The organism is Streptomyces sp. NPDC058375 (assembly GCF_042723425.1).
Lineage (GTDB): Bacteria > Actinomycetota > Actinomycetes > Streptomycetales > Streptomycetaceae > Streptomyces > Streptomyces durocortorensis.
Genome location: NZ_JBHXJG010000064.1, coordinates 16,625 through 30,879 on the forward strand (window position 1 = coordinate 16,625; position 14,255 = coordinate 30,879).

3 protein-coding genes are annotated in these 14,255 nt (G+C 72.4%); all 3 read right to left on the bottom strand.

Annotation, left to right across the window (positions count from 1 at the left end; translation table 11 throughout):
• Positions 1–14: 14 nt before the first annotated feature.
• The gene (locus ACFWM7_RS13675) at positions 15–1,715 is read right to left on the bottom strand and encodes an ABC transporter ATP-binding protein (RefSeq protein ID WP_383259656.1); all 1,701 of its coding nucleotides are present in this window, start codon (positions 1,713–1,715) and stop codon (positions 15–17) included.
• Between the two features lie 5 nt (positions 1,716–1,720).
• Positions 1,721–12,655, bottom strand: a complete 10,935-nt coding sequence (locus tag ACFWM7_RS13680) for an amino acid adenylation domain-containing protein (protein WP_383259659.1) — start codon at positions 12,653–12,655, stop codon at positions 1,721–1,723.
• A 64-nt stretch (positions 12,656–12,719) separates the two neighbouring features.
• Positions 12,720–14,255: ABC transporter ATP-binding protein (locus ACFWM7_RS13685; RefSeq protein ID WP_383259663.1), on the bottom strand; the 1,536-nt coding region annotated here is incomplete at its 5' end.

A 14,255-nucleotide genomic window follows, 5' to 3' on the forward strand; every position in this document is an offset into this window, starting at 1 on the left:
GCCCTCGCGGAAGCTCACCTCGCCACGGCCAGGCAGTACGCATCGTCGCTCGCCAGCAGGTCGCGGTGGGTGTCCTCGGCGGTGATGACGCCTCCGTCCAGGACGAGCACCCGGTCCGCCGCGTCCAGGAGCGCCGGGCTGCTGGTCAGCACGAGCGTGGTGCGGCCCCGGCGCAGCTTCGCGACGTTGCGCGCGATGAGCTGTTCGGTGACCGCGTCCACGGCCGTCGTGGGGTCGTGCAGGACGAGCACCTCGCTGTCGGCGGCCAACGCGCGGGCCAGGGAAAGCCGTTGGCGCTGTCCGCCGGAGAGGTTCGCGCCCCGGTCGCGTACCACGTGGTCGAGTCCCTCGCGGTGGAGGGCGACGACATCGGTGAGCATGGACGCCTCGACCGCCTCCGCGAGCTCGCGGCCGCTGCCCGAGGGGTCGATGTTCGTCCGGAGGGTGCCGGCGAAGATCTCCCCGTCGTACGGGTTCACCAGCAGGTGTTCGCGGACCGCCTCGATCGACAGGTCACCGATCTCCCGGCCGCCGACCCGTACCACTCCCCCGTACGCGTGGGGGGCGACGTTCACCGCCAGGACGGCGGCGAGGTCGGCCGCCGCGCGCGGCTGGTAGGCCGCGATCGCCACGAACTCACCTGCCGGCACGGTGAACTTGACCCCGTGGAGCGTCCCGTGGTGTACGCCGTCGACCTCCACGGCTCCGCCGGGCTCGGGCCGCTCGGGCCCCGGTGTCGTCACGGGCGGTGCGGTCAGGACGAGGGCCATGCGCTCGGCAGAAGCGCGGGCCATCATCACGTACTTGGGCATCTCGGAGAACATCTTGAGCGGTTCCATGATGAACTGCGCGAGCCCCACGGCCATGACGAGTTCGCCGATGGTGATCCGGCCCTCGAAGGCCAGCCAGCCGGCGGTCAGCGAGACGGCCGTGGCGAGGGCCGCGTTGAGGGCCAGCGCGGTGCCCGCGTAGGTGCCGTTCACCCGGGCGACGGTGATCGCCTGACGCTTCGCGTCCGTGCTGACCTTGCGGTAGGCGCCGAAGGCGGCGTGGTTGCCGCCGAAGCCGTGCAGCGGGCGCAGCCCGATGATGAGGTCGGCGACCTTGGCGCCCGCCCGGGCCACCCGGGCCTGCTGTTCCTGCGTACTGGCCCCGATCCGCTTGGACAGCACGGCGAGCACCGACAGGATCGCGACAGTGCCCACCATCACCAGCAGGCCGAGCCGGAGGTCGGCGAGGCTCAGGGCGACCGCCGCGACGACGACGGCGACCAGGGAGCTGATCAGCAGCGGCACCACCTCGATGATGTCGGCGGTCTGGTCGGCGTCCTCGGTGGCGATGGTCAGGACCTCGCCGGACTTGAGGTCCACGTCCCTGGCCACCGGCTGGAGCCCGCAGGCGGCCACCTGCACCCGCCAGCGGTGCGCCTCGGTCGTGTTGGCCTTCTGCAGCACGCGCATGCCGAACCGCCAGGACAGGGACACCGTCGTGATGATCACGGCGAGCGAACCGATCGAGACGCCGAGCGAGCCGAGGCTGCGGTCCTGCATCGTGTGCTCGACGATGAGCCCGAGCGCGATGGGGAACGCGGTCTCCGCCGCCTGGTACAGGCCCATCAGGACGGTGCCCGCGATCATGGCGCCGATGTTGCGGCGCAGTGCCGTCCGCAGGATGGCGGCCCCTGGGCGGGGCCGCTCGGTCTCAGGAGTCTTCATCAGGGTCAGGAGTTCTCATCAAGGTGGCGGGCAATCGCTTGTGGGGTTCGCAGGGTGAACAGATCGCGGATGGTGATGACAGGACCGTACTCGCGACGGAGCAGCCCGATCAGCCGCACCGCCAGCATGGAGTGCCCGCCGAGGGAGACGAAGTCGCTGACCGCGCTGACCTCGTCGTCGTCGAGGTCGAGCGCCTCGGCGAAGAACTCGCAGACGAGGCTCTCCGTCTCGGTCTCCGGTCCGCGCTCCCCCGCCGTGTTCAGCGCGCCGAGCGGCCTGGTCTCGGGCAGCGCCTTGGTGTCGGCCTTCCCGTTCACGGTCAGCGGGATGGTGTCGACCTGGGCGAAGTGCGTCGGGCGCAGGAAGTCCGGCAGCCCGGCGCCCACCTCTCCGGCGACCTGTGCGAGGTCGGCGGAGCCCGCCAGGACGAGATAGGCGGCCAGCCGGTACGCGCCGTCGACCCCCGGGTCGGGCTGGGCGACGGCGGCGACGAACCGGACCGCCGGGTGCGCGGCGAACACGGCCTCGACCTCGCCGAGTTCGACCCGGTGACCGCGGATCTTGACCTGCTGGTCGGTGCGGCCGAGGTAGGCGATGTTCCCGTCGGGGCGACGGATCACCAGATCCCCGGTGCGGTACATGCGTTCCCCGGGCGCGCCGAAGGGGCAGGCGACGAAGCGGTGCGCGGTCTGGGCGCTGCGGCCCAGGTAGCCGCGGGCGATGCCGACGCCCGACACGTACAGCTCGCCGGGGACGCCGGCGGGCAGCGGCCGCAGCCACGGATCAAGGACGTACACCTCGGTGTTGTCGATGGCCACTCCGACGACCGGGTCCTGGCACTCGAAGGTGCCGACGCCGAGGGTGTTGATGGTGTACTCCGTGGGCCCGTACAGGTTGTAGCCGACGGTCCCCTCGGTCTCCGCGAGCCGCTGCCACAGCGTCGGGGTGACGGCCTCGCCGCCCAGCAGGACGAGCGCGGGCCGCCGGTCCGGGTCCTCCAGCAGCCCTTCGGCCACCAACTGCTGGGCGTAGGTGGGTGTCACGTTGATGACGTCGATGCCGTGCTCGACGCAGTAGTCGACCAGCCGGGGCGCGTCGCGACGCAACTCCTCGTCGCAGATGTGCACTTCATGACCGTCGGCGAGCCACAGCAGCTCCTCCCACGACATGTCGAACGCGAAGGAGACGGTGTGGGCGATGCGGAAGGTCCGGTGGCCGTGCTCGGCGAGGACGGGTTCGAAGATGCGGCGCTGATGGTTGATCAGCATATTGGTGAGCCCGGCGTATTCGGTCACCACGCCCTTGGGCTTTCCGGTCGATCCTGAGGTGTAGATGGTGTACGCGGGGTGGCGCAGCCGGTCCGGGTCGCCCGGCGCGAACGTGGTGTACGGCGTCGCCTGTGGCAACGGGCGGTCCAGCTCGATGAGTTCGCCGCTCAGCCGGGGTGACACCGAGCTGACGGTGAGGATCACCTCGGGCCGGGCGTCCTCGACGATCGCCGCGATCCGCTCGTCGGGGTGGTCCAGCTCCAGGGGGACGTACGCGGCCCCGACGCGCAGCACCGCGAACAGGGCGGCGATCCAGTCGAGGGAGCGCGGGATGGCCAGACCCACCGTCGTCTCGGGCCCGATGCCGCGTGCGGCGAGCACGCCCGCCACGGCCCGGCTACGGTCCCGGAGCTCGGCGAAGGTCATGGTCGCGCCGCCCGCGACGAGGGCGATCTTCTCCGGATCCCGGTCGGCCGCGAGGTCGAAACGGTCGACGACGGTGTCCGTGCCGACCTCGGTCCGCGCGGCGGGCACGGGGTCGGGGCCGAGGCCGGGCAGCGCGCCTATCGGGCCGGTGGCCCCGGCCAGGTCCTCCAGGACGCGCAGATAGTCGTCCAGGAGGTGGCGGGCCTCCTCGCGGTCGCCGTGGCGGTGCTCCAGCTTGACCGTGAGCCGCTCGCCGGGCGTGACGACCCAGGTGTAGGGGTAGTGCGTCGAGTCGTCGGCCTGGACGGAGGCGATGCCGTGGCGGGCGTTCATTTCGGCGAAGGCGTCCAGGTCCAGGAAGTTCTGGAGCACGAAGAGGTTGTCGAACAGGGTGTCGTGTCCGCCGGCCCGCTGGATCTCCCCGAGCCCCAGGTGCTCGTGTTCCATCGCGGCCACGCGCGCCGCCTGTACGGAGGCCAGGTAGGCGTCGACCGTGTCGTCGGGCCTGGCGCGCGTCCACAGGGGCACGGTGTTGAGCAGGACGCCGACGATGTCGCCGTGCCCCTCGCCCTCGCGTCCCGAGACGGTGACGCCGAAGACGGCGTCGGCGCGACCGGTACGGGCCCCGAGGAGGAGCCCGAAGGCGCCGGTGAGCACCGAGTTCAGCGTGACACCGCGGTCCCGGGCGGCCTCGCGCAGCAGCTCCGACAGCTCGGCGGAGAGGGTGTGGACGAGTGGCTGCGGCAGCTCCTCGACGAGGTCCGGGGCCGGTCCGGCGAGCAGCGTCGGCCCCGGCAGGCCCGCCAAGTGCTCCGCCCAGAAGCGCTCCGAGACGGCGGAATCCTTGGCGGCGAGCGCCCGGGCGTACTCCTCGAAACCCGGCACGGCGGGCGTCGCGTCCCACGGTTCGCCGGCGACGACGGCCTCGTAGGCGTCGAACAGGTCGCGCAGCAGGATCTCGCGGGACCATCCGTCCCAGAGCAGCAGGTGGTAGCTGAGCAGCAGACCGTCGTGGCCTTCGGGCGTGCGCACCACGGTCATCCGGACGAGCGGCGGCTCTCCCGGGTCGAAGCCCTGCTCGCGGTCCCGGGTGCGCAGGGCGTCGGCCTCGGCTTCGGTGGCGAGGTCGACGGTGCGGACGGGGACGCGCCGGCCCGCCTTGAGGACCTGGACGGGGTTCCCGTCGTCGTCGGTGGTGAAACCCGCGCCGACGACGGGGTGGCGGGCGATCACGTACGCCATCGCCTCCTCCAGCGCGGCGGTGTCCAGGCGCCGGTCGAAGGTGAACCAGCTCTGCGCGACGTAGTGCCCGGCCGTGCCCGCCAGCTGGGCCTGGAAGAACAGGCCGCGCTGGAGCGGGGTGACCGGTGCGGTGCGTTCGGCCGTCGCGGACGCGTCCGCGATCCGGTGCAGGGCGGCCGGCCAGTGTTCGGTGATCGTGTCGGGGACGGAGTCGGCGAGGGTGAAGGCCGCGTGGAGGGAGCCGGTGGTCTCGTCGGTCCAGGCGTTGACCTCGACGGCGTACGGGCTGCTGCCCTGGTCGCTGCCGGTGATGCGCAGGGCCTCCGATTCGCTGCCCCGACCCAGGTAGTTGAACAGGACCTGCGGGCGGGCGGTCAGCAGCGGGGCCGTCTGAGGGTTCAGGTACCGCAGCAGCCCGTAGGCGACGTGCCCGTCCTCGTCCGGCTGGCGTTCGGTGATCTCGCGGGCCGCGGCGACGGGGTCGGTGTGTGCCGTGAGGCGTACGGGGGCGATGGAGGTGAACCAGCCGACGGTACGGGAGTAGTCGTGGTCGTCCCCGGCCGGGGTTCGGCCGTGCCGCTCCAGGTCGACGGCGAGGTCGGTGGGGGCGGGCTGGATCCGGGTCAGCGCGGTGCGCAGGGCTCCGCAGAGCAGCTCGGTGAGACCGAGGCCGAGTGCGCCGGGCGCGGTGCGTGTCACTCGGTCGCTGACCTCGGGCGGCAGGACGACGGTCCTCTCCCGGAGGCCCTCGACCGTGGGCACCAGGGCGGGGGCCCGGAGGGTGGTGATCCAGTGGCCGAGGCTTTCGGTCGCCTCGGCGGACCGTACGGCCAGCGCTTGCGCGTACGCGGCGTAGGAGGTGGTCGGCGGCGGCAGGGCCGCCCCGCTCAGGGCGGCGGTCAGATCGTCGAGGATGACGAGCCAGGACACCGCGTCCACGGCGAGGTGGTGGACGGTGACGACCAGGGTGCTGCTCGCCGCGAGCCAGGAGAACGCGATGACGTCCCCGGTGGCGGGGTCGAGCCGGCCGGCGGCCTCGTTCGCGGCGGCGGTCGCGTCGGCGGTGTGCTCCGGTACGACGGTGGCCGCGTGGGGCGGTTCGGTGCGCAGGGACCAGACGCCGTGCTCGATGTGGAGGCGCAGCCGCAGGGCCGGGTGTGCGGCCACGACGGCGTCGGCCGCGCGCCGGATGTCCGCGAGGCCGGCGCCTTCGGGGGCGGTGAGGGTCCTGGCCTGGGCGAACCGGGCGAGTGAGCCGCCCAGTTCGCGTCGGCGCAGGATGATCGGGGTGAGGGGCAGGGGGCCGTCCTCGCGGCGGGCGGGTGTCGTCGGCGTGGATGCCGGCGTGCGCGTTGCGAGGTGGTCGGCGAGGGCGCGGGGCGTCTTGAACAGGAACACGTCCCGGGGCGCGATCGGCAGGCCGAGCGCCCGGGCCCGGTTGATCACGCTGATGGCGACGATGCTGTCGCCACCGGCTCCGAAGAAGTCGGTGTCGGCGTCGACGCTCGCACCGGGCAGGGTCTCGGCGAAGATGCGGGTCAGGGCGGTGAGCGCGGAGCCGCCGGTCGGCGGGGTCTGCTGCGGTGCGGCGTCCTGCTGTGCGGCCTGCTCGGTCTGTGCGGTCTGTGTGACCCGCTCGATGAGGGCCTTTCGGTCCAGTTTGCCGTTGACCGTCAGCGGCAGCGCGTCGATCGGCAGGACCCGGCCGGGCACCATATGGGCGGGCAGCTTGGCGGAGAGCTGGGCGGTGAGGTCGGCGGGCAGCTCGCCGACGACGTGGGCGACGAGGTGGTCGGCGCTGCCCGCCACGGTGACGGCCACGTCGACGACGCCCGCCACCTCCCTGATCGTTCCCTCGACTTCGCCCAGCTCGATACGGAATCCCTTGAGCTGGACCTGGTCGTCGGCGCGACCCGCGAACTCCAGCTCACCGTCGAGCGTCCGGCGGGCGAGGTCGCCCGTGTGGTACATCCGGGAGCCGTCGGCGGCGAACGGGTTCGCCACGAAGCGCCCGGCGGTGAGCCCGGGACGGCCCAGATAGCCGAGGGACAGCTGGTCGCCCGCGACGTAGATCGCACCGATCCGGCCCGGCGGCACCGGTCGCAGCCGCTCGTCGAGCACATGGGTGGTGAGTCCCGGGATCGGCCCGCCGATGGGGCCGGCGTCGTCGCCCCGGGCGAAGTCCTCGTCCGTCAGCACCCGGTGGGTGACGTGGACGGTGGTCTCGGTGATGCCGTACATGTTCACCAGCTCGGGCGACGTCGTACCGTGCCGCTCGACCCACCCGCGCAGTCGCCCGAGATCGAGTGCCTCACCGCCGAAGACGATACGGCGCAGTGCCGTGATCGGCTCGTCGGCGTGCAGGTCGGCCTCGATGAACCGGTGGAAGGCGGAAGGGGTCTGGTTGAGCACGGTCACACCGCGTTCGCGGACCAGCCGGTGGAAGTCGACGGGTGAGCGGGTGAGCCCGTACTCCGGCACCAGGAGTTCACCTCCGTGCGCGAGGGCGCCCCACAGCTCCCAGACGGCGAAGTCGAAGGAGAAGGAGTGGAATTGGACCCAGACGTCGTCGGGACCGAAGTCCATGTCCGGCTGCGTGTTGGCCAGCAGCGTCGTCACCGCGGAGTGCGGGACGACGACGCCCTTGGGCCGGCCCGTCGAGCCCGAGGTGTAGACGACATACGCCGGATCCCCCGGGCGGACGGCGGGCGCGGCAGTGCCGGCGGCCTGCGGGAGGTCCTCGCCCTGGATGAGTACGCGGGCCGTCACGCCCGCCCTCTCCAGCAGCCGGGTGAAGCGGCCCTGCTGCTCCCGGTCGACGAGGACGGCCTGCGGGGCGGCGTCGGCGAGGATGTACTCCAGCCGCTCGTCCGGATAGGCCAGATCCAGCGGTACGTACGCGCCTCCGGCGGTGACGACGGCGATCAGGGCGACGACCTGTTCCACGGAGCGCGGGACGGCGACGGCGACCCGCTGCCCGGGGCCGACGCCGGCCGCGCACAGGGCGGCCGCCAACGCGTCCTTCTCAGCGGCTAGTTCGCCGTAGGTGAGGGAGCGGGTGGTGCCGTCCAGCGCGCACTGGGTGACGGCGGTGGCCGCCGGGTCGCGGTGCGCAGCGGCGTCGAACAGCTCGCCCAGGGTGGACAGGGCCTCCGGTGCCGCACTCCCGCCCGTCGCGGGGAGCAGCTCGTCGACCAGGGCGTCCGGGCGGCCGAGCAGTTCGGTGAGGGTCCGGGTGAACGTGTGCAGGATCGCCTCGGCGCTTGCGGGGCGCAGGAGTTCACCGTCGTAGATCAGGTTGAAGCGGGCTCGGCCGTCCTGTGCGCGTTCGACGACGAGCGTCAACGGGTAGTGCGGGGCACCCTCGTTGACGATGTCGGTGATGACGAGGGTGTCGTCGGGGCCGCGCAGGGCGTCCACGTCGGTGGCGACGTCGAAGACCACCAGGGTGTCGAAGAGGGTGCCCGTGCCGGCCTGCCGACCGATCCGGGCCAGTGAGACGTGCTGGTGCGCCAGCACCGCGCCCTGGTGCCGCTTCACGGCGTCGAGCAGGTCGTACGCGGTGTCGGTCGCGGACCAACGGGCGCGAACGGGAATGGTGTTGATGAAGAGGCCCACCATGTCGCGGATGCCGGGGACCTCGGCGTCGCGTCCGGAGACGGTGGAACCGAAGACGACGTCGCTGCTGTGCAGCAGACCGCCCAGGGTCGCCGCCCACGCGCTGTGCACGGCCACGCTCAGGGACACCCCGGCGGAGCGTGCGGCCACGTCGATGTCCTCGGCGGGCTCGGCCCTGACGTCGTCGAACCGTTCGGAGGGGGTGTGGCCCTCGGCGACCAGGGAGGGGCCGGGCAGTCCGCCGAGTTCCTCGCGCCATACCCGGTCGCTCTCGTCCTGGTCGCGTGCGGCGAGCCAGTCCACGTAGTCGCGGTAGCCGCCGAGGGCGTACACCGATCCAGGCTCGTGGTACTCGGCCAGCAGGGTGCGGAGCATCGGCGGCACCGACCAGCCGTCCGCGATGATGTGGTGCACGGTCTGCACCAGGACCCAGCGGCGCCCTTCGGCGCGGATGAGCGTGTAGCGCATCAGGGGCCCGGTGGCGAGGTCGAACCCGGCCCGGCGGTCCTGCTCGGCGAGGTCGCGGATTTCCTCGTCGGTGCGGGCCGGGCCGTCCAGCACGGTGAAGGGCGCCTGCCTGCCGCTCTCGGCGACGGAGACGACCCGTCCGTCCGCGAGGGCGGTGAAGCGGGCGGCCAGGTTGGGGTAGAGGGTGAGCAGCCGGGTGGCGGCCGTCGCCAGCCGGTCGGCGTCCACGTCGCCGTCCAGTGTCAGCAGCTGCTGCTCGACATAGCTGCCCGTGGCGTCGTCGTCGAAGACGGAGTGGAAGTAGAGGCCCTCTTGCAGCGGCGTCAGCGGCAGGATGTCATGGAGTTCCGGGCCGTCCAGGGTGTCGACGTCGGCCTGGGTCAGCGGCACCAGCGGGAAGTCGCTGGGGGTGTGGCCGCCTTCTTCGAGCGCGGCGAGTGCGGTGAGGGCCGAGCGGAAGTGGTCGCCGAGGGTGGTGATGTCGTCCTCGGTGAAGACGCCATCGGGCCAGGAGATGGTGGTGACCAGTTCGTACGCGCCGCCGGCGTCGGGTTCGGCGATGGCGTTGAACTCCAGGGCGCGCGGCAGCCGCATGCGCGGGTCGCGCTTCTCACCCAACTGCCCGGTCGTGCCCGCGAGCTGCCAGTCGCCCGCGCCACCGGCGTCGAAGCGGCCCAGGTAGTTGAAGAGCACCTGGGGCGCGGTGCCGCCGGTCGGTCCGTCGCCGGACAGATAGCGCAGGGCCCCGTAGGAGAGCCCGGCCGCCGGTACGCGGGCGAGGTCTTCCTTGACCGCCTTGAGGGCGGCGGCCAGGTAGGCGGGCGCGGCGAGGTCGCGCGCGGTGCCGGGGTCGACGGTGACCGGGAAGAGAGTGGTGAACCAACCGACGGTACGCGAGAGTTCGGGCTCGAAGCCGACCGTGGGCGCGACGAAGCGCCCCTCGCGGCCGTGTCCTTCCAGTTCGATGTGGGCGAAGGTCTGGTCCTGCTCCCGGTCCCGCCGCCAGCGGGCGAGGGCGACGGCGAGGGCGGTCAGCAGGACGTCGTTGACGCCCGCGTGGAACTTGGCGGGGATCTCGCCGAGCAGGGCGGCCGTGGTCGCGGGGTCGACGGAGACGGTCCGGGTCTGCTCGCGTGCCACGGTGTCGGCCGCGGTGAGGGCCCGCCTGCCGAGCGGCGCGTCGGCGGCGGGCAGCGGGGCGGCGTAGTGCGTACGGTCGTTGTTGAAGGGGGCACGGCCCAGCAACTGGGTCCAGCGCCTGAACGACGTTCCCACCGGCGGCAGTTCGACGGGAGCGCCCGAGGAGTGCTGCCGCCAGGCGGTGGCCAGGTCGCCCATCAGAATGCGCCAGGACACGCCGTCGATGACCACGTGGTGGGCGACCAGGACGAGTTGGCGCGCCGCCCGGCGCCAGACGGCGCGCAGCATGATGCCGTGGTCCGGGTCGAGCGCGGCGGCCGCGAGGGCTACGCAGTCCTCCGGCGGGGCGTCGCTCCGCTCCCAGCAGCGGGCGGTGGCACCGGCCTCGGGGATGTCGAAGCCCCAGCGCTCGCCGCGTACCAGCTTGGCGCGGAGCATGTCGTGCCGGGTGAGCACGGCGGTGAGGATGTCATCGAGGGCGTCGGCGGTCAGCTCCGCCGGGGTGGTGAGGACGACCGACTGCACGAAGCCGTCGATGGCGTCGGTGGTCTCGCCGAGCCACTGCACGATGGGTGATCCGACCACAGTGCCGGTGGCGACGTCGCCGTGGTCCACGGCGGCGACGGACTCGCGGCTCGCCACCGCCGCCAGCGCTCCCACGACGGTGTGGGTGAAGATCTGGCGTGCGCTGACATGGAGGCCGACCTCGCGCAGGGCGCTGAGCAGGGATATCGCCAGGATGCTGTCCCCGCCGAGCTGGAAGAAGTCCTGGTCCACGCCGACGGCGTCCAGGCGCAGCACCGCCGCGACGGCGTCGCACACCAGGCGTTCGTTCTCGGTGGTGGGTGCTTGGAGGGCGCCGGTGTCCGTCGCGGGTTCGGGAAGTGCGTTCCGGTCGACCTTGCCGTTCGCGGTGAGCGGGAACTCCGGCAGGACGACGAGGTGGGTGGGCACCATGTACTCGACCATGTTGGCCGTGGCCCATGCCTTGACGTCGTCGGCGCTCAGTTCCTCTTTTCCGCCGGCGGGGAGGACGTAGCCGACCAGGTAGGTCCCGCCCGCCGTGTTCTTCTTCGCGACGACGCAGGTGTGCCGTACGCCGGGGTGCTCGGCGAGACCGGCCTCGACGTCCTCGATCTCCAGCCGCATGCCCCGGATCTTGATCTGGTTGTCGGCGCGGCCGAGGAAGTCCAGCGATCCGTCCGGGGCGTACCGCGCCAGGTCACCGGTGCGGTAGAGCCGGGAGCCGTCGGCGGCGAAGGGGTTGGCGACGAAGCGGGCGGCGGTGAGGCCAGGCGCACCCACGTAACCGCGACCCAACAGGAGCCCGCCTACGTACAGTTCGCCGCCGACGCCGACCGGGAGGGGGCGCAGTTCGTCGTCGAGGACGTAGAGCTGGGTGTTGGGGTTGGCCTTGCCGATCGATGTCGACAGGCGGGTCGCGGCTCCCCGGTAGATGACGTGGGAGACGCCGATGGTCGTCTCCGCGGGGCCGTAGCCGTGGTAGAGCGGGATGTCGAGGCGGGCGCGGAACCGTTCGTACAACTCCGGGGTGAGTACCTCGCCGCCGCACCACACGTGCCGCAGGCTGTCGAGGCGGCCGGAGTCGCCCACGATCTCCAGGAGGACGTCCAGCATGGAGGAGACCAAGTAGGTGAAGGTGACGCGCTGTTCGGCGATGACGCCGAGCAGGTGGTGCGGGTCGCGTTCGCCGCCGGGCTTCAGGACGACGAGCCGGCCGCCGGTGACGAGCGGCAGGAAGATCTCGTTGACGGAGATGTCGAAGGAGAGAGGGGCCTTGAAGAGCGAGGCGTCGTCGTGGCCGAAGCGGAGGATCTCGCGGGACTGCCAGAGCAGCCGCTCGCTGATCGCCTCGTGCCGGATCATGGCCCCCTTGGGCCGCCCGGTCGAGCCGGACGTGAAGATGACGTAGGCCAGGGAGTCGCCCGGGACGGTCGCGTCGGGTGCTTCCGCCGGACGGTCGCCGTATGTCCAGTCGCCGAGGTCGACGGCGACGGCGTCCGGTTCTCCGGCGTCGGCGCTGCCCGTGGCGTTGAGCTGGAGCACGGTCCGGGCGTCCTCGGCGACGACGGTCCGGCGGGCGGCGGGCCACTGCGGGTCGAGCGGCACGAACGCGCCCTTGGCGCGGAGCACGGCGAGGAGGCCGACGACCATCTCGGCCGAGCGGCCGAGCGAGATGCCGACGACCTGTTCGGGGGCGAGACCGCACCCGATCAGGTGGTGGGCCAACTGGGCGGAAAGCACGTCCACTTCGCGGTACGTCAGGGAGCGGTGCTCGTCGACGATCGCGACGGCGTCCGGCCGCAGGCGCGCCTGCTCGGCGAACAGCTCCATGACGGTCGGGCGGGCCCGGTCGGCCCGGGTGTCGTTCCAGCGGGCCAGCTCCACGGCCCGGGCCCGGGGATCGGACGGGCCGATGGTGCCGAGGGGACGGTCCGGGAAGTCGGCCAGGTCGTCCAGTGCCCGCTGTGCGTCGGACCGGTCGACGCCGGGCGGCACGGTGATGCCGAGGGTCTGCACGTCGGTCTGCCACCCTCCGGCGCCGCTCGTGCCGTCGTCGACCCACCCGAGGAGGTCGGGGAAGGGGGTGGCGGGGGTGAGGTCCATGCCCTCGGGGCCCGTACCGGTCGCCCAGTACGCGAGTCCGACGGCGCACGCCTCGACGACGGTCCGATCGCTGTAGTCGCCGATCCGCCGACGCACGGCGGCCAGCCGAGTGGGGGAAAGCAGTATGCGAGAAGCGCCCGGTTCCGACATCGAAGTCTCAGCATCCTTTCGAGGCGTGCGAGTTGAACGACCGTTCTTTCCGCCTGGTCTGCCGCTAACTTCCCTCGCGCCAGGCACGCCACAGGCGGGCGTACTGGCCTCCCAGCTCGACCAGTTCGCTGTGCGTTCCCTCCTCCACCACGCGTCCCGCGGAGAGCACGGCGATCCGGTCCGCGGCCATCGCCTGGGTCAGCCGGTGGGCCACGAACAGGGTCGTCCGGCCGGAGCAGGCGGCCAGCACGGCGCGTTCCAGCTCGGCGGCGCCCTCGCTGCCCGCCTCGGCGGTCGACTCGTCGAGCACGACCACGGGAGACCGGCCGAGGACCAGCCGGGCCAGGGCCAGTTGGGCGACCTTGGTGACGTCCAGGCGTTCGCCGCCCTCGCCGACCGGGGTGTTCAGACCGTCGGGGAGGGATGCGGCCCATTCCCCGGCGCCGACCGTGCGCAGTGCGTCCGTCAGTTCGTCGTCGCTCGCGAGGGGGGCGGCCAGCCGCAGGTCGTCGGCGAGCGGGCCGGAGAACACATGGGTCTCCTGGGTCAGGATGCTCACCAGGGCGCGGGCCCCGGCCTCGTCCATGTCCGCGAGGTCGTGCGTCCCGATGCGCACCGAACCGGCCTGCGGCCTCCCGATGCCGGCGATGAGTGCGGCCAGGGTCGACTTGCCCGCGCCCGTCGCCCCGACCAAGGCGAGCGATTCGCCGGCCGGGATGGACAGGGAGACGTCCCGCAGCACCGGGTCCTCGGCCCCGGGGTAGGTGAACGTCAGGTCCCGGACCGTGACCGGGTAGGGCGCGACGGCGGCGGTGGCGACCGAGGCATCGCCCACCAGGCGCTCCTCGGAGGGCTCCGAGAAGACGCCGACCAGGCGGGTGAGGCTCGCGCCGGACTTCTGGGCCTCGTCGAAGGTGAACATGATGGCGCCCAGCGGGGTGAACAGGCGGTGGAACATCAGCGGGGCCGCGGACACCTCGCCCAGGGTGGCGGCGTCCGCCTCCAGGAGGGCGTAACCGACGAGCAGGATGAGGACGAGCCCGATGAACTCGGCCCGGTTCTCCCGGCCGACGAACCGGCCGAAGAAGCGGAACACCTCGACGCCGAGGTTGCGCACCCGCCACGACTCGTCGGTGACCTTTTCCCGTACGGAGTCCTCCAGGCGGTAGGCCCGGACCGTGTCGATGCCGTTGAGTCCGCTGATCAGCGCCTGGGCCCGGTCGGCCTGGGCCACCCGCTGCTTCCGGTAGAGGGGCGCCGAGCGGGGCAGGTACCAGCGCAGCGCGAGCGCGTACGCGGGCAGGGCGCAGGCTCCGGCCAGGCCGAGCCGCCAGTCGAGGCCGAACATGCCGATCGTCGCGATGACGACCAGGACGCCCGCCGAGAACACGGTGGGGATGGCCGTCCGGATGCCCTTGGAGATCACGGCCACGTCGTCGCCGACGCGGGAGAGCACGTCCCCCCGGCCGACCTCCTCGACGCGTGCGCTGGGCATGCCCAGCACGGCGCGTACGGCTTCCTCGCGGAGCAGCGCGAGCAGTTCGGCCCCGAGCTTCCCGATCAGGAAGGTGGAGGCCGCGGTGGCCGCCGCGCCGAACAG